Here is an 18926-nt window from a genome sequence, read left to right on the forward strand (position 1 = left end):
CACTACCCTGACGGGGTGGCTGACACCCAGGAACCCTTCGAACTCGCCCAGGCGGCTGCCGACGTCATCGCCGACCGCACCGGAATCGCCGCCCATGATGTGGCGCTGGTGCTGGGATCCGGCTGGGGTAAGACGGCCGACCTGATCGGACCGACGCTGGCCACCATCGAAAACACCGATTTGCCCGGTTTCAAACCGGCCGCCGTCGCCGGTCATACCGGAACGGTTCGTTCGGTGCAGATCGGTGAAACCGACCGTCGCGCATTGGTCTTCGGCACCCGCACGCACTTCTACGAGGACCGCGGAGTGCGAGCCGTCGTCCACCCGGTCCGCACCGCAGCGGCCGCCGGATGCCGGACGATCGTGCTCACCAACGGGTGCGGCGGGTTGAACAAGGACTGGGGCCCCGGCACACCGGTGCTCATCCGCGACCACATCAACCTGACCGCGGCCTCGCCGATCGAGGGTGCGAATTTCGTCGACCTCACCGACCTCTACGCCCAGGAACTGCGTGACATCGCCCACACCGTCGATGCGTCGCTGGCCGAAGGCGTCTACGCCCAGTTCCGCGGCCCGCATTACGAAACCCCCGCCGAGGTGAAAATGGCCGGGATCATGGGCGCCGACCTGGTCGGGATGTCCACCACCCTGGAGGCCATCGCGGCCCGCCAGGCCGGTATGAAGGTCCTGGGCATCTCCCTGGTGACCAACCTCGCCGCCGGGGTCAGCGACCAGCCGCTGTCCCACCAGGAGGTGATCGAGGCCGGCCAGGCCGCGGCCGCCCGATGCGGAGACCTGCTGGCCAACGTGATCCGGAGGTTGTCGTGACGCTGCGCGAAGAGGCCGAGGCCTGGATCGCCGACGACCCCGACCCGGCGACCCGCGCCGAACTGACCGCGCTGCTGGACGACGACGGCGAGTTGTCGGACCGGTTCAGCGGGTTGCTCGACTTCGGGACCGCCGGGCTGCGTGGTGCCCTGGGTGCCGGTCCGAACCGGATGAACCGCGTCGTCGTACGCCGAGTGGCAGCCGGCCTGGTCCGTTACCTCGGCGTGGAGCCGGCCCTGGTGATCGGGTACGACGCCCGGCACAACTCGGATGTCTTCGCCCGCGATACCGCGGCGGTCACCGTCGCTGCCGGTGGTCACGCGATGTTGCTGCCCAGGCCGCTACCCACGCCGGTCCTTGCCTACGCGATCCGCGTCCTCGGTGCCGACGCCGGGGTCATGGTCACCGCGAGCCACAACCCGCCGCAGGACAACGGTTACAAGGTCTACCTCGGCGACGGCAGCCAGATCGTGCCACCGGCCGACGAGCAGATCAAAGCACTCATCGCCCCTCGCGCAGCCGACGTACCCGTGGCGGACGACGGCTGGCAGACCCTCGGCGACGACATCGTGGAGGCCTACCTCGAGGACGTCGTCCGGGTGGTCGCACCCGGTTCCCCGCGCGACCTGAGGGTGATCCACACCGCGCTGCACGGCGTCGGCTCACAGATCGTGCTCGACGCGTTCGAAGCGGCCGGGTTCCCGGCGCCCATCCCGGTGACGGCCCAGCAACAGCCCGACCCGGACTTCCCCACCGTCGCGTTCCCCAATCCTGAAGAGGCCGGTGCCATCGACCTCGCGCTGGAGACGGCCCGGCAGCAGGACGCCGACCTGGTCATCGCCAACGATCCGGACGCGGATCGGTGCGCGGTCGCCGTACGTGACGTGGACGGCTGGCGGATGCTGCGCGGCGACGAGGTCGGCGCGCTGCTCGGATACCACCTGCTCTCGCGCGGGGTGCCGGACGGCGCTGTGTTCGCCAACTCGGTCGTGTCCTCCCGGCTGCTCGCGGCGATGGCGCACGCACACGGTGTCCGCCACCAGGAGACGCTCACCGGCTTCAAGTGGATCAGCCGGGTCCCCGGTCTGGTCTACGGCTACGAGGAGGCGCTGGGCTACTGCGTGGACCCCGAGCGGGTCCGGGACAAGGACGGCGTCAGCGCGGCGCTGCTGGTGGCCGAACTCGCCGCGACCCTCAAGGCCGAAGACCGCACGCTGATCGACGTCCTGCGCGAACTGGACGTGCGGTACGGCGCGCACGTCACCGACAGTTTCTCGATCCGCGGCGCCGGACTACCGGCGTCGCTGGTGGAGCAGCCCCCGACCGAGATCGCCGGAATCGTCGTGAGCGGGTTCGAGGATCTTTCCGCTGGTGGTGAGCTGCCGCCGACCGAGGGGATCCGGATCCACCTGGCCGACCGGACCCGCATCATCATCCGGCCCAGTGGTACCGAACCGAAGCTGAAGGTCTACCTCGAGGCGATCGATGACTCCCGCGAGGTCGCCGTCCAGCACCTCGCGGCCGTGACCGACGCGGTGCGCGCACTGCTCAGCTGAGGATGCCGACGACGATCAACACCACGGCTGCCGCCAGGGCGATGATCGAGGGCCAGGCCGGGCGGATCCTGACCTGCTCCTCCTGGGGTGCGAGCTGCCCCTGACGCACGGCACGCTCGTAATCCTCCTTGGCCGACTGGATCGTCCGGGCCATGGCCGAGGAGGAAGCGGGTGCCTCACGTAGGTCCTCGGCCGCCACCCGGCCCAGGCCCAGGCCGCTGCCGCCACCGGAGCGGACCGCGCCGCGCGCGCTCGGTCGTTGGGTGGTGATCGCCCACGATCCCCAGCCGCGCCCGTCGGCGGCGAAGATCTTCAGATTCCAACGGCTTTCGATCAGATCGACGACCGGCCAGGTGAGGTCGACGTCGCGCACGATGTTGTGCAGTCCGACACCGCCGGTCGCCAGGATCAGACAGGGCCGCACGAAAACGGCCCACAGGATCAGAGCCACCGCGAGCAGGAAACACCCGGACTCCACATCCAGGCCGCCACGCCCGAAGGCGAAGAGCACCCCGAGAAGGACGCAGAGCCCGATCAGCCCCCACCCGATGGCAAGGGAAGAGCCCTGCCGCACCACGCGGCGTACGTTCATCGCGGTCAGTAGCCGGTGGACGTTTCGCCCGCGAGCACCGCGCGGCTGCCGGACACGCCGAGCCGGGTGGCCCCGGCCGCGACCATGGCCTCCGCCGTCGCGCGATCGCGGATGCCGCCCGAGGCCTTCACCTGCGCGCGGCCGGCGACCGTGCGAGCCATGAGCTCGACCGCGTGCACCGTCGCGCCGCCGGCGGGATGGAACCCGGTGGAGGTCTTCACGAAGTCGGCGCCCGCCGCGACGGCGGCCTCGCAGACAGCCACGATCGCCTCGTCCGACAACGCCGCGGACTCGATGATCACCTTGAGGACCGCATCGGGTACGGCGGCCCGAACCTGTGCGATGTCGGCGCCGACTGCGTCGTACTCCCCCGCGACTGCTGCTCCGACATCGATCACCATGTCGACCTCATCGGCGCCCTGCGCCACCGCGAGCGCTGCCTCGGCGGCTTTGATCGAGGAGTGGTGCTTGCCGCTGGGAAACCCGGCCACCACCGCGAGCTTCAGGTCATCGGGCAGCTTCAGGGGCAGCATGCTCGGCGACACGCACACCGAATACGTGCCGAGCTCCTCGGCTTCGTCGATCAGCGCCTGCACGTCGGCGGCCGTTGCTTCGGGTTTGAGCAGGGTGTGGTCGATCATCGCTGCCAGCATGAACGCCACCCTAGCTAGGCTGCGCGTATGAGCCAGGGCTGGACGCCACCAGAGGGGACCCCGCCGCAGGGTGCACACGGCACGCCGCAGTGGGGGCAGGCGGCGCCGATGATGCCCTACCAACCGATGCCGCTGAGTCCCAAACCCGGCGTGATCCCCTTGCGACCGCTGACCCTCGGCGACATCTGGGAGGGCGCGGTCGCCACCATCCGCGGCAATCCGACTGCCACGATCGGCCTGTCGCTCATCGTGACCTTGGTCGCCGCGATCCCGTCGGTGCTGGCCGTGGCCTTGCTGTCGCAAGTGAGCTTCGACGGCGGTATCGAGAGCGACGCGCGCGGCGTGATCGTGCAAGCCGGCGGGTACGTGCTGGACAGCTTGGCGGGGATAGTCCTCGCCGGGATGCTGGTGTTCGTCCTGTCCGAAGCGGTCCTGGGCCGGCGCTGCAGCATCGGCGCCGCCTGGCAGGGCGTCCGGTCGCGCATCCTGCCCCTGATCGGTCTGGCGCTGATCCTCGCGGCACTCACCGCGGTCGTCGGTGGCCTCCTGGTCGGGCTCATCGTCCTCCTGGCCAACACCCTTGATGGCGCGGTGGTCGTGGCCATCGCCATCCCGCTGGCGCTCGCGGTGGGCGCGGCCGTGGTGTTCTTCTGGACCCGGTGGTCACTCGCCGCTCCTGCGGTCGTACTCGAGCGGGCCGGGCCGATCGCCGCGCTGAAGCGGTCGTGGACCCTGTCGCGCAGCCAGTTCTGGCGGATTCTCGGGATCTCGTTGCTGACCCGGATCGTGGTGGGAATGGTCAGCGGGCTGGCCACCACTCCCGTCGCGTTCCTCGCGATCGGCGTCGGCGGTACGGTCGGCCTCACCGTGACGACGATCTGGTCCGCGATCGTCGGCGGTGTCCTCGCGCCGTTCTCCGCGAACGTGACGGGTCTGCTCTACATCGACGAACGGATCCGCAAGGAAGCGCTGGACGTGACCTTGATGGCAGCCGCTTCGTGATCGACCCCGATCACGCCCGCGACCTGCTCCGGCGGGAGTTGGCCAATCCGGAGTACGCGCCGCAGCGCAACTGGCTGCAGGAGGCGAAGGACTGGATCATCGAGCACGTCCTGGATCCGATTCTGCGCCATGCGAGTTCCGCGCCCGGCATCGTGGTGGCCGTCCTGCTGGTGCTGTTGGCGATTGCCGTCGGCTACTCCCTCACCCGGTTCCGCGCCCGCCGTGCCGCGCCCGAGTCGGTCGGGGACGTGGTGTTCACCGATGCGACCGCCACCGCCGCCCGGTTGCGCGCCAGCGCCGCCGCTGCCGCCCTACGGGGTGACTTCACCGGGGCCTATCTGGACTACTTCCGGGCGCTGGCCCGCAGCGGCCAGGAGCGCGCACTGGTGCCCGCCGATCCCGGCCTGACGGCCCACGAGCTCGGCCGGCCGCTGGCGGACCACTTCCCGGCCGAGTCGGGTGAGATCGAGCGCGCGGCAGACGGATTCGATCTCTTCCGGTACGGCGAGGTGCCGGCTTCCGAGGCTGACGTCACCCGGATCCGAGGGCTGGATGAGCGCCTGCGAGCCGCCCGCCCCGTGGTGACCACGTGAAGCGGCATCCCTGGGCGTTCTGGGGAGTCGTCGTGCTGCTGCTGATCGTGGTCTCGGTGTTCCTCGCCAGCCGTCAAACCAGCAACGCGACCCCGTTCGACCCCGATAACCCGGCTCCCGCCGGCGGGCGGGCCATCGCCCGGGTGCTGGACCAGACCGGGGTCGACGTCACCCCGGTGCGCAGCATGGCCGACCTGATGGGGACCCAGTCCTCCCCGCAGGACACGCTCCTGATCAGTGATCCCGACATGCTCGATGCAGCACAGCTGCGGGACATCGAGAAGCGGTTCGCCTCGGCGTACCGCATCGTGCTGCTCGCTCCCGACCCGGAAGTCCTGGAGTTGCCGGTCGGGTACGGCTTCGACAAGGGCGACGGCTGCACCATCGACTGGCTCGACGGGCTGCGCTCAGCAGAGCGTCCCACCGACGTCACGTACGACGATTCGACCGGGCAGGCCTGCTTGGATCGCGCACACGGTTATGCCGCAGTGCAGCTCGACGACAACGTGCTGCTGCTGGGCGCGACCGGAGCGATCGCCAACGACAGCGTGCTGAATGCCGACAACGCTGCCATCGGTCTGCGTGCCCTCGGTGGGTCCAAGCACCTGCTGTGGTTCAGCGGCGACGCCACCGTGGGCGGCGGACGGGCCGGCGGGTTGCCCTGGCCGGACTGGTGGAGTCCGATGATCGCGGTCCTGGCCGCGGCAACCGTCGCGCTGATGCTGTGGCGCGGCCGCCGGCTCGGGCGACTGGTCCGCGAGCCGCTGCCGGTCGTCGTACCCGCACAGGAGACGACGAACGCGCGCGGGCGGCTCTACCGCAAGGCCAAGGACACCGACCGCGCCGCCCAGGCGTTGCGGGAAGCAACACGCACCCGGGTTTCGGCCTACCTCGGCAGCCCCGACGTGGTGCGCGCCGCAGCCAGCCGGACGGGACGGCCGGAGCAGGAGATCGCCACCTTGTTGCTCGACGGACCCGTCGCCGGGGACGCCGAACTAGTCCACCTCGCACACGAACTCACCACCCTGGAAAGGCAGGTCCGACCGCAATGAACCAAGACCGGGCACGAGAGGCGTTGCTGGCTGTGCGCGCACAGGTCGGCCAGGCCGTCGTCGGGCAGGAGTCCGTCGTCACCAGTCTGATCATCGCGCTGCTCGCCAAGGGGCACGTGCTGCTCGAGGGTGTGCCGGGCGTGGCCAAGACGCTGCTGGTGCGCTCCCTGGCGGCGGCGATCGACCTGGACACCAAACGCGTCCAGTTCACCCCCGACCTGATGCCCGGAGACATCACCGGTTCGCTGGTATTCGACGCGGGCCGTTCGCAGTTCGACTTCCGGCCCGGGCCGGTCTTCACCAACCTGCTGCTGGCCGATGAGATCAACCGCACCCCGCCGAAGACCCAGTCGGCGCTGCTGGAGGCCATGGAGGAGCGGCAGGTGACGGTCGACGGTGAGCCGCATCCGCTGCCGGAGCCGTTCCTGGTGTGCGCTACCCAGAACCCCGTCGAGTACGAAGGCACCTACCCGTTGCCCGAGGCGCAACTGGACCGGTTCCTGATGAAGGTAGTAGTCGACCTACCGCCCCGCGACCAGGAGGTCACGGTGCTGATGCGGCACGCCGAGGGTTTCGACCCGCGCGACCTGAGTGCCATCCAACCCGTGGCCACGGCCGAGGACCTGGCCGCAGGGTCGGCGGCCGTGCGCACCGTGCATGTCGCGCCGGAGATCGCCGCGTACATCGTGGACATCGCCCGCGCGACCCGCACGTCACCATCGCTGTCGCTCGGGGTGAGCCCGCGTGGCGCGACCGCACTGCTGCTGACCTCGCGCTGCTGGGCGTGGCTGCAGGGCCGCGACTTCGTGACACCCGACGACGTGAAGACCATGTCGTATTCGACGCTGACGCACCGTCTTTCGCTACGCCCGGAGTCCGAGCTCGAAGGCGTCGGGGTGTCCGCCATCCTCGCCTCGGCGATCAACTCGGTCGCGGTTCCCCGCTGACGAATGGCGATCACCGGGCGCACCGTCGGCCTCGTCCTGCTGGGCGTGGTCGCTGTCCTGCTGTGGCCGTCGTTCGCCACGGTGGGCTGGTGGCTGCTCGCGGTTGCGTTGCTCGTGGTGGTCGATCTGCTGCTGGCCCGAGCGCGGGTGGATGTATCCCGGACCGACCCGCCGCAGATCAGGCTGGGCGAATCCGGCTCGTACGTCGTGACCTTGCGCAACGTGTCCGGTCGCCGTGCGCGCGGGATGATCCGCGAGGCGTGGCAGCCCTCCGCCGGAGCAACCGGCGAACGCCACCCTTTCGACCTGCCGCCCGGCGAGGGTGAACGGTTTACCGTGACCCTGACACCGACGCGGCGAGGCGATCGGCGAGCGGACCACTGCGCGTTACGGATTCGAGGTCCGCTGGGTCTGGCGGCGCGGCAGCGATCCGTCCCGATGACCCTGTCCGTCCGTTGCCTGCCGGCCTTCCCCAGTCGCCGGGTGCTGCCCAGCAAACTGCGGCAGTTGCGCGAGATCGACGGCAACTCCGCTGTGCAGCTCCGCGGCCAGGGCACCGAGTTCGACTCGCTGCGCGACTACGTCGACGGTGACGACGTCCGCAGCATCGACTGGCGCGCCACCGCTCGTCGTCAGCACCCGGTGGTGCGCACGTGGCGACCCGAGCGTGACCGTCGCGTGGTGATCGTGCTGGACACCTCCCGCACCAGCGCATCCCGGGTGCTCGACACTCCGCGCCTGGATCACAGCATGGACGCCGCGCTCCTGCTCACGGCGTTGGCTTCCCGCGCCGGTGACCGCATCTCGATTGCCCTGGGCGATCAACAGGTCCGCGCCCGGATCACCGGTGTCAGCGACCGCGCCGCGCTCATGCACGAGACCGTGACGACCATGGCCGGTATCGAACCGGCTCTTGTGGAAGCGAACTGGAGCCGCCTGGCCGGTACGGTGCAGCAGTTGTCACGGACCCGGGCACTCGTCGTACTCCTGACTGCTCTGGAGCCGGCGGTGGTGCGCGAGAGCCTGCTACCGGTCCTGCCCGTGTTGACCGCACACCACCGGGTGGTCGTGGCTGCCGTGGGCGACCCCGGCGTGGCGGCGATGGCTACGGACCGTGGTGATGCCAAGGCGGTGTACGACGCCGCCGCGGCCGAGCGAACCCAGCAGTTGCGCCGGGCCGCCGCTGAGTCGCTGCAGCGAGCCGGCGCAACCGTGTTGGACGAGGCGCCCGGCGTGTTACCAGTCGCTCTGGTCGATCACTACTTACAGCTCAAGCGGGCTGGCCTGTGGTAAGTTCCCACGACCGCATATCCCAGCCCAGTTCCTGCCGGGTTGTGATTGCGAATCCGGCTGCCGTGACGAGGGATTCGACCTCCTCGGCGCAGCGGAGTCCGGAGCCGTAGGCCGCCAGCAACTGCAGGTCGAGTTCGGCGTCGTGGTCATGCACCTGCTCATCGGTGTCACGCAGTCGCTCCGCCAGGATCACGGTGGCGCCCACCGGGCGACACTGCGCCTCCAGCTCCTGCAAAGCCGCTAATGCCTCGTCATCGGTGAATTGCTCCAACCACCAACAGGCCACAATGACCCCGTCGCGGCCGGGCTGGCCACTGGTAGCCACCGGCAGGTTGGGTACGTCGCTGTGCAACTGGGCAATGACGGCCGGGGCAGCCGAGCCGATGACGCTCGCGACCGGGTAGTCCCATTCGTGATGCTGCACCAGCGAGGGCGTCGCCCACGCCGCGTCCTGGGTGAGCAGGTCCTGGGGTACCTCGGGGCGCGGGCCGTGCTGGCCGTGCAGCGCAGCCGTCACGGAGGCCACGGACAGATCGAGGTACTGTGCGCGCGGATCGGTCACCTCGGCGTACTCCTCGGTCATCACCTGACCCACCGGTCCGAGCGACAGCAATCCCCCGGCGTTGACCGCGGGATCGGACTCATCGGCGGCCAGCACATCCTCGGCAACGAGCGCACGAGCCAGCGCCCGCACAGCAGTTTCGTTCAGACCCAGGTCGGCGGCCAGGGTCGCTGGGTCGGTCGGAGCCTTTTCCAACCGGGCGATGACGCCCTCGCGGATCGCGACGCGCAGCGCGATCTGTGGTGTCAACGACAACAACCGGACCAGGCGGGCGGTTTCCGGGCTTTCCTCCGTGCGGCGCCAATAGCCACTGACCTCCAGACAGTCCGCCGGCACCCCGCGCTCCTTGAGGTAGCGGCGAATCGGCTTGAGACTCATGGCCTCCCCGGCAAACCAGCAATACACCTCACCGTCCCGCCACGGCATTGCCATGACCGCATCGGCCAACACGCTGCTGTGCCCGGCGGCCACCCCACGGCGGTGCAACCAGGTGAGCGTCACACCGTCGGGCACTGGCAGGTCCTGCTCCTCGGCCGGGTCCGCGATCTCGACGAAAACCTGACCACCGACGCCGGCGGGCCATTCCTGCAGCAGCCGCCCGATCGCCGGCAGCGCCGTCTCATCCCCGCCGACCAGCAACCATTCGACGTCCGTCGGCAGCAGCGCGGAGTTCTTCGGACCGGCGATATGGACCGGATCGCCGACCTTCGCCGTGAGGGACCACGTCGAGGCCAGGCCGCCGTCGTGCTTCACGAAGTCCAACGTCAGGCGACCGGTCTGCGGATCCCACTCGCGGGGTGTGTAGTCCTTCGCCGCCGAAGCCATCGACCAGTCCAGGTGGCCTTCGACCTGGCGCGGCGGCACGGCGGCCGCCTGGCCCGCGTCGGGGACGATGACCTTGAGGTGGTCATCGAATCCCTCGTTGCGCAGCGGGGGTACGGCGATGCCCTCGGGCGTCGTGAAGGCGTCGAGTTGCTCTCCCCGATCACGATGCGTCGCATCCGCGGGGTGACATCGCTGACCTCCAACACGCGTAGTTCGCGCACGTTGATCGGATAGGTCTTCCATTCCCGGCGGGTTCGCGGCATAAGGCTTACCTTACCTAGCCGGCGACGGGCGCCTCCGCACTGAGGTCCTCGGCGGCCAGATCAGCACTCTCCCCGAGTCGGTCGGCACGCCGGCCCATCGTGAAGACGTAGATCAGGAACGCGACCTCGGCGATCGCGCCGATCGCGATGCGCGCCCACGTGGGCAGACCGCTCGGGGTCACGAAGGCCTCGATCACTCCGGACACGCCGAGCACGATCACCAGACCGAGGACCACGACCATCATGCTGCGGGCCGTGCGGCCCAGCGAGGCGGATCGGGACAGGGCACCAGGGGCCACCCACGACCAGAAGATCCGCAGACCGGCGCCGGCGGCCACGAAGACCGCGGTCAGTTCGAGCAACCCGTGCGGCAGGATCAGGCCGAAGAACACGTCCGCCTTGCCGTGCGAGATCATCAGCCCGGCCATGACGCCGAGGTTCACGGTGTTCTGCCACAGCATGATGACCACCGGGAAGCCCAGGATGCCGCCGCCGATGCTGGCGGCAGCGACCCACACGTTGTTGGTCCAGACCCGGAAGGCGAAGTCGCGAGCGGCGTACTCGCTGTAATAGTCCGCGAAGTCGTGATCGACCAGTTGCTTGATCGCCTCGGGTGTCGCAATCTGACTGCTGACCGCGGGATCACGGATGATCCAGATCGCGATGACCGCAGCCGCCGCGTAGCTGATCGCCATGATGCTCAGCCACCACCAGCGCAATCGGTAGAGCGTGACCGGCAGGCTGACCGCGAAGAACCGCGCGAAATCGGCCCAACTGGAGGTCCGGGCGCCCAGTGCCCGGGTCCGGGCCCGGGCGAGCAGGGTGGAGAGGTACTGCACGACGGACGGGTCGGGGGCGCTGGTGCGGATCACCGACAGGTGGGTGCCGACCCGCTGGTAGAGCTCGAGCAGCTCGTCGGATTCCGCACCGGTGAGGTGGCGCTGCTTGATCAACTGGCCCAGGCGCGTCCACTCGGCGTGATGCGCCGACACGTAGGCATCCAGGTCCATGCGCGTAACGGTAGCGTTCCGGTCATGGAGCAGGGGCTGCGCGGCGCGGAGGCGGGATCGCTGGTCAGCGGTGACGCGGTCCGGTTGGACATACCCCCGGCGGGGTTGCCCGGACGGGTCGTAGCCCGGTTGCTCGACCAGGTGATCTACTTAGCGATCCTGCTGGCCCTGCTGTTCGGTCTCGGCAGGATCGTCGGCGGCCTGGACGCCAACGCAGCGACGGTGCTGCTGCTGATGTACGCCTCCGTCGTGCTGTTCATCCCCGTCGGGATCGAAGTCGCGACCCATGGCCGTTCGATCGGCAAGATCCTGTTCAAACTGCGCGTCGTCCGTGACGACGGCGGGCCGATCACGTTCCGGCATTCCCTGGTCCGCGGGCTGGTCGCCCTGATCGAGATCTTCTCCTTCTCAGGCCTACCGGCCCTGATCGCGGCTGCTTTGTCGACCCGCGGAAAACGACTGGGAGACATGGCCGCCGGCACGTACGTCGTGCGCGAGGAGACCTCGATCAAACTCACCCCGCCGCCGCTGGAGCCCATCGCATTGCAGCCCTGGGCCAGCAACACCGACATCCGCCCGCTACCCGACGGGCTGGCACTGGCAATCCGGCAGTTCCTGCTGCGCGCCCACACGTTGCTGCCCGCGGCTCGGGCGTCGACCGCCGCGGCACTCATCGCCCAGGTGCAGCCCTACGTCGCGCCGCCACCGCCGCCCGGTACTGCGGACGAGGCCGCGCTGGCGGCGATCCTGGCCGAGCGCCGCCGGCGGGACAGCGCCCGGTTGGCCCGGGAGGACGCCGTACGCGCGCAGCTCAGCGGTAACCGGGTTTGATGACGTCCTCGATCAGCCGCAGCCGCTGATCGAAGGGCAGGAACGCCGACTTCATCGCGTTGAGGGTCACCCACAACAGGTCGGTCTTGCTCCAGCCGGCTTCGTCGACGAGTAGTTGCATTTCCTTGCTCATCGAGGTGTTGCTCATCAGCCGGTTGTCGGTGTTGAGCGTCACCCGGAAGGTGAGGTCCTTCAGGAACGTGATGGGATGCGCCGCAATCGATTCCGCGGCGCCTGTCTGCACGTTGGAGGACGGGCACATCTCCAGGGGGATCCGCCGGTCGCGTACGAACGCGGCCAGCCGGCCCAGATGCGGACGGCCCGCGACGTCGTGCTGGATGTCATCGACGATGCGTACGCCGTGCCCCAGCCGCTCAGCTCCGCACCACTGGATGGCCTCCCAGATGCTCGGCAGACCGAACGCCTCGCCGGCGTGAATGGTGAAGTGGGCGTTCTCGCGGCGCAGGTACTCGAACGCGTCCAGGTGCCGGGTGGGCGGGTAGCCCGCCTCCGCACCGGCGATGTCGAAGCCGCCCACGCCGTCGTCGCGATACCGCACCGCGAGTTCGGCGATCTCCCGGCTCTTGGCCGCGTGCCGCATGGCAGTGAGCAACGCACGTACGACGATCGGCCGGCCCGCCGCCGCAGCGTCCCGTTCGCCGTCGCGGAAGCCGGCGTTCACCGCTTCGACGACCTCTTCCAGACTCAGCCCCTGCTCCAGGTGCTGCTCAGGGGCGTAACGCACCTCCGCATAGACGACACCGTCGTCGGACAGGTCACGCACGCACTCATACGCCACTCGATGCAGCGCGGGGGCGGTCTGCATCACCCCGACCGTGTGAGCGAACGTCTCCAAATAGCGCACCAGCGACCCCGAATCGGCGGCAGCGCGGAACCATTCACCGAGTTCCACCGGGTCGTCCGCGGGCAGTTCGGTGTAGCCGGTCTCTCGTGCGAGATCGAGCACCGTCGCCGGTCGGACACCGCCGTCGAGGTGGTCGTGCAACAGGACTTTCGGCAGGGGGTCGTATCAAACGTCACGATTGACCGTTTCCGGAGTGAAGGCCGGCAGGCAGACCGCGATGTACGACGCACCATCCGGTCCGCAGGAGTAGCGGATGCGCTCTCCCGCAGCGGTCTTCACTGCCTGGCCCGCTTCGACGGCCAGTTGCCCGGCGTCGTGGTCGATGAGCACCGTGCCGGACAACACAATCGTGAACTCGTCGAATTCCGGGGCCTGGAACGGCTCGCTCCACCCGGCTGGTGCGGTCATATGGGCTACCGACACGCGGTGCTCGGCCGTGCTGGCGGCACCGATGTGCTCCTCGATGATCTTGCCGCCGGGGACGGGGATGCGGGCGGGTGCGGCGTACAACTCAGGCATAGCGCTCCAGGATCAGAGGTGAGGGTGAGAACGCGGGGTCCGCGGAGATGTCGAACGAGCCGTCAAGTGCTTCCAGCGCCCTTGCGAACCGGTCGGATTCGTCGGTGTGCAAGGTCAACAGCGGCTGCCCGGCGGTGACGGCGTCCCCGGGTTTGGCGTGCAGCACTACGCCGGCCCCGGCCTGCACGATGTCCTCCTTGCGGGCCCGGCCGGCGCCCAACCGCCAGGCGGCGATGCCGACGGCCAGCGCATCCAGACGCGTGAGAATTCCCGACGCGGGGGCGGTCACGACGTGCGACTCGCGAGCGACCGGCAGCGGTGCGTCGGGCGAACCGCCTTGTGCTGCGATCATTCTGCGCCACACGTCCATTGCCCGGCCGTCGGCCAGCGCGGGAGCCGGGTCCTCATCGACGCCGGCGGCTTGCAGCATCTCGCGAGCCAGCGCCAGGGTCAGCTCCACCACGTCGGCGGGTCCTCCCCGGAGAGCACCTCCACCGACTCGGCCACCTCAAGCGCATTGCCCGCGGTCAGACCCAGTGGAGTCGACATGTCGGTCAGCAGCGCAACGGTGTTCACCCCTGCGTCCGTGCCGAGCGCGACCATCGTCCGGGCCAACTCGGCGGCGTCGGTCTGTGTCTTCATGAAGGCGCCCGAGCCGACTTTGACGTCCAGCACCAAGGAGCCCGTGCCCTCGGCGATCTTCTTGCTCATGATGGAGGAAGCGATGAGCGGAATCGACTCCACCGTTGCAGTGACGTCGCGCAATGCGTAGAGCTTCTTGTCGGCCGGTGCGAGTCCGGAGCCGGCCGCACAGATGACTGCACCGACGTCGGCCAGCTGGGTCATCATCTCCTCGTTGGACAGCGAAGCGCGCCATCCCGCAATGGATTCCAGCTTGTCCAGGGTACCGCCGGTGTGTCCGAGACCCCGGCCCGACAATTGCGGCACGGCCACCCCGAAGACGGCGACCAACGGGGCCAGCGGCAAGGTGATCTTGTCGCCCACTCCCCCGGTGGAGTGTTTGTCCGCCGTGGGTTTGCCCAGCTGCGCGAACGACATCCGCTCACCGGTCGCGATCATCGCCGCGGTCCACCGGGCGATCTCGGGCCGGGTCATTCCTCGCAACAAAATCGCCATCGCCAGCGCCGACATCTGCTCATCGGCGACCACACCGCGGGTGTAGGCATCGATGACCCAGTCGATCTGCCCGTCGGAGAGCACGCCGCCGTCCCGTTTGGTACGGATGACGTCGACCGCGTCGAATCCCTCAGCCACGGACGGCCGCCAGATCCTCGCCGCCGAACGCCTGCGGCAACACCTGCGACATCGGCAACACTCCCTCGGGCGTCAGCAGCAGGCAGTCTGCGCCGCCGTGCTCCCACAGCAGCTGGCGACACCGGCCGCAGGGCATCAGCGACATCCCTCGCGCGTCGACACAGGACACCGCGACCAGTCGGCCGCCGCCGGTGGCGATCAGTGAGGAGACCATCCCGCACTCGGCACACAATCCCACGCCGTACGACGCGTTCTCCACGTTGCAGCCAGTGACAATCCGGCCGTCGTCGACCAGACCGGCAACACCGACCGGAAACTGCGAGTACGGCGCGTAGGCGGTTCGCATTGCCTCGACCGCTTTCGCGGTCAACGACTCCCAATCGATGATCATCCTGCCTCGCCCTTCCGATAGATGGCTCCGTCGGCCTTGGGCATTCGCAATCGTTGCGAGGCCAGCGCCATGACCAACAGTGTCGTGACGTAGGGGGTCATGGAGGTGAATTGGGTGGGCACGGCGTCGGTCTTCAGGTAGGCAATAGCGAAGAGAACCCCCAGCACCAGCGCGATACCGGCTTGCCAGAAGCGACGACGCCACAGCTGCCACGCACCCACCACGATCAACGCGACGCCGATGCCGAGCAACAGGGCGTGCACGGTGTCGTTGCTGCGCAGTTGGATGGCGTCGGTGTAGCCGAAGAGCAGCGCACCGGCACCCATCCCGATGGGCATCCAGTTGCCGAAGATCATGGCCGCCAGACCGATGTAACCCCGGCCGCCGGTCTGGCCCTCGATGTAGTTGTTGCCCGCGACCATCGCCAGGAAGCCGCCGCCCAGGCCGGCCAGTGCACCGGAGATGATGACGGCCACCATTTTGTAACGGATCACGTTGACGCCCAGCGTCTCCGCCGTCCACGGGCTCTCGCCGCAGGAGCGCAGCCGAAGGCCGAACTTGGTCTTCCACAGCACCCACACCGAGCCGACGACCAGCACGATCGCGATGATGGTCAGAGCCGACAGGTTGGTGAGGAAGCCACCGACGATACCAGCGGCGTCGGAGACCAGGAAGAGGTGTTTGTTCGCGACGTCCTGCAGCCAGCCGGCGCCGGGCACCGTGAACGACGGCAGATCCGGCAGCCCGGGCGACTGGGTGGGCCCACCGCCCGACATCGTTGAAAACACCTGGGCGGCAAGATATTTGGTCACGCCCAGCGCGATGATGTTGATCGCGACGCCGGAGACGATCTGGTCGACCGTGAAGATGACGGTGGCCACGGCGTGCACCGCACCGCCGATCGCTCCACCGATGACGGCGCCGAGGACGCCGGCCCACGCGCCCCAGTTGAGCGCGAAGTACGCCGCGAACCAGGTGCCGAGGATCATCATCCCCTCGAGTCCGATGTTGACGACGCCGGCCCGCTCGGACCACAGGCCGCCGAGTCCGGCCATCGCGATCGGGACGGCGAGCGCGAGCGCGGCGGAGACAGATCCGACCGAGTCCAGGTCGTGCGCACCGGTGATGGTGCGCAGGATCGACAGGAGCACCAGTCCGGTCAGGAGGGAGAGAAGCAACCGGGCCCGGGGGAGACGGTGCGCGGCGCCTTGGGCGCGGCGGAGGCGGTGACAGTCATCTCAGGCCTCCGCCCCGGCGGGTGCCGGCGCTAGTTCAGCAGCCACTTCTCGTTGCTCCATCCGGATCCGCCACCGTCGGACCAGTTCGTAGGCGATGACCACGGCGAGCACCATGACGCCCTGGATGATGTTGACCAGCGCGACGCTGACTCCGGCGTTGGCCTGCAGGGCGTTGGCCTGCCCGTCCAAGTAGGCCCACAGCAGGGCGCCGAACGCGACACCGACCGGGTGGTTGCGGCCGATCAGCGCGACGGCGATACCGGTGAAGCCCAACCCCGCCTGGCTGTTGGTGCCGTAGTTGTAGTCGCTGCCGAACAACTGCGGCATGCCGACCAGACCGGCGACCGCTCCGGACAACAACATGGCTGTGAGCGCCGCCTTCTTGACGTCCACTCCGCTGGCCCGGGCGGCGTCTTCGGACTGCCCGGTGGCCCGCAGGTCGAAGCCGTAGCGCGTCTTGCTGATGACGAACCAGTAGGCGATGCCGACGATCACCGCGAGCAGCCCCAATCCGTAGACGTTGCTGAACGCTGTCTTGAGGAAGGGCAGCGGAGGGACGTGCGAACTCTCCGGGATCGGTTTGGTCCCGATCGCATTGCTCCCGGCGACCTGGTCCTGGGCTTTGGTCAGCAGCCAGGCCACCAGACCGGTGGCGATGGCGTTCAGCATGATCGTCGAAATCACTTCTGAAACACCGCGATACGTCTTCAGGAGCGCAGCGATGGAGGCCCAGGCCGCACCGACCAGCATCGCCACGATGAGGGCCAGCAGAACGTTCAGATACCCGGGCAACCACGCCTGCGCAGCGACGACCGCAGCGGCGAACGCCGCCACGCGGTACTGCCCGTCGACACCGATGTTGAAGAGATTCATCCGGAAACCGATGGCCACGGCCACTCCGGACAGGTAGTAGATCGCGGTGTTGTTGAGGATGTTCGCCGGGACGCCGGGGATCGGACTGGACAGGAACACCTTCCACACCGGCCCGACCGGGTCACCGGAGAGCAGCAGCACGATCGAGGTGACCACCACCGCCACGACGATGGCCAGCACCGGAGCCGCGAGGCTCAATCCGATCTGTCGTAACCGCAGGTTTTTCACGCCGAAGCTCCCGTCATCGCCGCTCCTAGGTTCTCCGCCGTCACCGTGTCGGGGTCGAAGGTTCCGGCGAGGCTGCCGCGCAGCATCACCGTGATCGTGTCGGACAGGCCGATCAGTTCGTCCAGGTCGGCCGAAATCAGGAGCACCGCAAGGCCTTCGCGGCGAGCGTCCTTGATGTGGTCCCAGATCGCGGCCTGGGCGCCGACGTCGACCCCGCGCGTCGGGTGGGCGGCGATCAGCACCTTCGGCGTGTGCGCCATCTCGCGGCCGATGATCAGTTTCTGCTGGTTGCCACCGGACAACGAGCCCGCGGTGACGTCGACGGAGGGTGCGCACGTCGTACTGCTGGACGATGCGTTCGGTGTCCTGGCGCGCGGCCGCACCGTCGATCAACCATCCCTTGGCCATCGGCGATTCGGTCTGATGCCCCAGGATGCGGTTCTCCCACAGGGGACTCTGCAGCAACAGGCCATGCCGGTGGCGGTCCTCGGGGATGTATCCGACGCCCGCCTCGCGAACTCGCCGCGTCGGCCAGTGCGTGATGTCCTCATCGGACAGCCGGATCGTGCCGCCGTCGGGGGTCCGGATGCCCATGATCGTCTCGACCAGTTCTGCCTGGCCGTTCCCCTCGACGCCCGCGATGCCGAGTACCTCGCCGGCGTGGATGGTCAGCTCGATGTCCGTCAGCAGCCGGGTGCCGAACTCGTCGGTCAGGCTCAGGTCGCGTACGTCGAGCACCACCTGATCGGTGACCGTGGACTCTTCGGTTGCCGGTGTGGGCAGCTGCGAGCCCACCATCAACTCGGCCAGTTCACGGGAGGTGACATCGGCGGGCTTCACGGAGGTGACCGTCGTGCCCCGGCGGATCACGGTGATCTCATCGGCCACCCGGCGTACCTCGTCCAGTTTGTGGGAGATGAAGATGACGGTCAGCCCCTCGGCTTTCAGCTCCCGCAGGTTGGCGAAGAGTTCGTCGACCTCCTGCGGCACGAGGACGGCGGTCGGCTCGTCCAGGATGATGATCTTGGCTCCGCGGTAGAGCACCTTGAGGATCTCCACCCGCTGGCGGGCGCCGACCCCGAGCCGGTCGACGAGGACGTCCGGTTCGACGTTCAGCCCGTACGCCGATGAGATGCGTTCGATCTCCGCTCTCGCCCCTGCGCCGATCCCGTGCAGGTCCTCCGCGCCGAGGACGACGTTCTCGAGCACGGTGAAGTTGTCGGCCAGTTTGAAGTGCTGGAAGACCATGCCGATGCCGACCGCGATCGCGTCGCCCGGCGCCGAGAACTTCACCTCCTTGCCGTCGATCGCGATGGTGCCCTCGTCGGGTGCCTGCACGCCGTACAGGATCTTCATCAGCGTGGACTTGCCGGCGCCGTTCTCCCCCACGATCGCGTGGATGGTGCCCTTGCGGACGGTGATGTCGATGTCCTTGTTGGCGACGACACCGGGGAATCGCTTGGTGATGCCGTGTAGTTCGACGGCCACTTGCTCGGTCATGACGGGCTCCTCAAGGACAGTGACGCCGGG

General features: G+C 68.5%; 18 protein-coding genes and 1 pseudogene. 9 read left to right on the forward strand and 10 right to left on the reverse strand.

The features are described from left to right. The first annotated feature begins 15 nt into the window (after positions 1–15). Together ACFQBT_RS13700 and ACFQBT_RS13705 are read left to right on the forward strand one after the other, a co-directional pair. The gene (locus ACFQBT_RS13700; RefSeq protein ID WP_377823465.1) at positions 16–828 is read left to right on the forward strand and encodes a purine-nucleoside phosphorylase; all 813 of its coding nucleotides are present in this window, start codon (positions 16–18) and stop codon (positions 826–828) included. Beyond that, on the forward strand, positions 786–2384 hold the full coding sequence (locus tag ACFQBT_RS13705; RefSeq protein WP_377823467.1) for a phospho-sugar mutase: 1599 nt from the start codon (positions 786–788) through the stop codon (positions 2382–2384). Before ACFQBT_RS13700 ends, ACFQBT_RS13705 begins: the two co-directional genes overlap by 43 nt. Here ACFQBT_RS13705 and ACFQBT_RS13710 read toward each other — a convergent pair. Together ACFQBT_RS13710 and deoC are read right to left on the reverse strand one after the other, a co-directional pair. Then, positions 2377–2976, reverse strand: a complete 600-nt coding sequence (locus tag ACFQBT_RS13710) for a hypothetical protein (RefSeq protein ID WP_377823469.1) — start codon at positions 2974–2976, stop codon at positions 2377–2379. The two genes, ACFQBT_RS13705 and ACFQBT_RS13710, sit on opposite strands and share 8 nt — an antisense overlap. A 5-nt stretch (positions 2977–2981) precedes the next feature. Next, on the reverse strand, positions 2982–3629 hold the full coding sequence (gene deoC / locus ACFQBT_RS13715; protein WP_377825495.1) for a deoxyribose-phosphate aldolase: 648 nt from the start codon (positions 3627–3629) through the stop codon (positions 2982–2984). A 27-nt stretch (positions 3630–3656) separates the two neighbouring features. On the opposite strand from deoC, the gene ACFQBT_RS13720 reads away from it, so the two are divergent. Genes ACFQBT_RS13720 through ACFQBT_RS13740 form a run of 5 tightly spaced genes read left to right on the forward strand, consistent with a single transcriptional unit; the run spans position 3657 to position 8516 of the window. Beyond that, the gene (locus ACFQBT_RS13720) at positions 3657–4631 is read left to right on the forward strand and encodes a DUF7847 domain-containing protein (protein WP_377823471.1); all 975 of its coding nucleotides are present in this window, start codon (positions 3657–3659) and stop codon (positions 4629–4631) included. After that, positions 4628–5224 carry a DUF4129 domain-containing protein gene (locus ACFQBT_RS13725; protein ID WP_377823472.1) on the forward strand — a complete coding sequence of 199 codons (597 nt, stop codon included), beginning with the start codon at positions 4628–4630 and terminating at the stop codon, positions 5222–5224. Before ACFQBT_RS13720 ends, ACFQBT_RS13725 begins: the two co-directional genes overlap by 4 nt. Further along, positions 5221–6276: a DUF4350 domain-containing protein gene (locus ACFQBT_RS13730; protein WP_377823474.1), complete on the forward strand. Its 1056-nt coding sequence runs from the start codon at positions 5221–5223 to the stop codon at positions 6274–6276. The genes ACFQBT_RS13725 and ACFQBT_RS13730 overlap by 4 nt, the downstream gene beginning before the upstream one ends. Next, positions 6273–7223, forward strand: a complete 951-nt coding sequence (locus tag ACFQBT_RS13735) for an AAA family ATPase (RefSeq protein WP_377823476.1) — start codon at positions 6273–6275, stop codon at positions 7221–7223. The genes ACFQBT_RS13730 and ACFQBT_RS13735 overlap by 4 nt, the downstream gene beginning before the upstream one ends. Positions 7224–7226: 3 nt before the next feature. Then, positions 7227–8516 carry a DUF58 domain-containing protein gene (locus ACFQBT_RS13740; RefSeq protein WP_377823478.1) on the forward strand — a complete coding sequence of 430 codons (1290 nt, stop codon included), beginning with the start codon at positions 7227–7229 and terminating at the stop codon, positions 8514–8516. On the opposite strand, the gene ACFQBT_RS13745 is transcribed toward ACFQBT_RS13740, so the two are convergent. Next, positions 8494–10023, reverse strand: a complete 1530-nt coding sequence (locus ACFQBT_RS13745; protein ID WP_377825497.1) for a siderophore-interacting protein — start codon at positions 10021–10023, stop codon at positions 8494–8496. The genes ACFQBT_RS13740 and ACFQBT_RS13745 overlap by 23 nt on opposite strands. Here ACFQBT_RS13745 and ACFQBT_RS13750 point away from each other — a divergent pair. After that, complete coding sequence (locus ACFQBT_RS13750) at positions 9916–10137, forward strand: hypothetical protein (protein WP_377825600.1); 222 nt, start codon at positions 9916–9918, stop codon at positions 10135–10137. The genes ACFQBT_RS13745 and ACFQBT_RS13750 overlap by 108 nt on opposite strands. Before the next feature lie 43 nt (positions 10138–10180). Here the strand turns inward: ACFQBT_RS13750 and ACFQBT_RS13755 are convergent, their stop codons facing one another. Then, the gene (locus ACFQBT_RS13755) at positions 10181–11176 is read right to left on the reverse strand and encodes a stage II sporulation protein M (protein ID WP_377823480.1); all 996 of its coding nucleotides are present in this window, start codon (positions 11174–11176) and stop codon (positions 10181–10183) included. A gap of 24 nt (positions 11177–11200) precedes the next feature. Here ACFQBT_RS13755 and ACFQBT_RS13760 point away from each other — a divergent pair, with 24 nt between their 5' ends. Further along, the gene (locus tag ACFQBT_RS13760; RefSeq protein ID WP_377823481.1) at positions 11201–12007 is read left to right on the forward strand and encodes an RDD family protein; all 807 of its coding nucleotides are present in this window, start codon (positions 11201–11203) and stop codon (positions 12005–12007) included. Here the strand turns inward: ACFQBT_RS13760 and ACFQBT_RS13765 are convergent. From ACFQBT_RS13765 to ACFQBT_RS13790, 6 genes and pseudogenes are all read right to left on the reverse strand, one after another. Beyond that, a complete protein-coding gene (locus ACFQBT_RS13765) occupies positions 11988–13028 on the reverse strand; it encodes an adenosine deaminase (RefSeq protein WP_377825499.1) in 1041 nt (346 codons plus the stop codon). The genes ACFQBT_RS13760 and ACFQBT_RS13765 overlap by 20 nt on opposite strands. 9 nt (positions 13029–13037) lie before the next feature. After that, entirely contained in the window at positions 13038–13391 is a 354-nt protein-coding gene (locus ACFQBT_RS13770; RefSeq protein WP_377823483.1) for a cupin domain-containing protein, read from the reverse strand. Next, a pseudogene (locus ACFQBT_RS13775) lies at positions 13384–14666 on the reverse strand (thymidine phosphorylase). The gene ACFQBT_RS13770 and the pseudogene ACFQBT_RS13775 overlap by 8 nt, the downstream one beginning before the upstream one ends. Further along, positions 14659–15057, reverse strand: a complete 399-nt coding sequence (locus ACFQBT_RS13780) for a cytidine deaminase (RefSeq protein ID WP_377823485.1) — start codon at positions 15055–15057, stop codon at positions 14659–14661. The pseudogene ACFQBT_RS13775 and the gene ACFQBT_RS13780 overlap by 8 nt, the downstream one beginning before the upstream one ends. Further along, positions 15054–16235, reverse strand: a complete 1182-nt coding sequence (locus ACFQBT_RS13785) for an ABC transporter permease (RefSeq protein ID WP_377823487.1) — start codon at positions 16233–16235, stop codon at positions 15054–15056. Before ACFQBT_RS13785 ends, ACFQBT_RS13780 begins: the two co-directional genes overlap by 4 nt. Before the next feature lie 60 nt (positions 16236–16295). Then, positions 16296–18896, reverse strand: coding sequence for an ABC transporter permease subunit (locus ACFQBT_RS13790; RefSeq protein ID WP_377823489.1), 2601 nt, complete (start codon positions 18894–18896; stop codon positions 16296–16298). Positions 18897–18926: the final 30 nt, after the last annotated feature.

The sequence above is a fragment of the Branchiibius cervicis genome, assembly GCF_042661605.1.
GTDB lineage: Bacteria > Actinomycetota > Actinomycetes > Actinomycetales > Dermatophilaceae > Branchiibius > Branchiibius cervicis.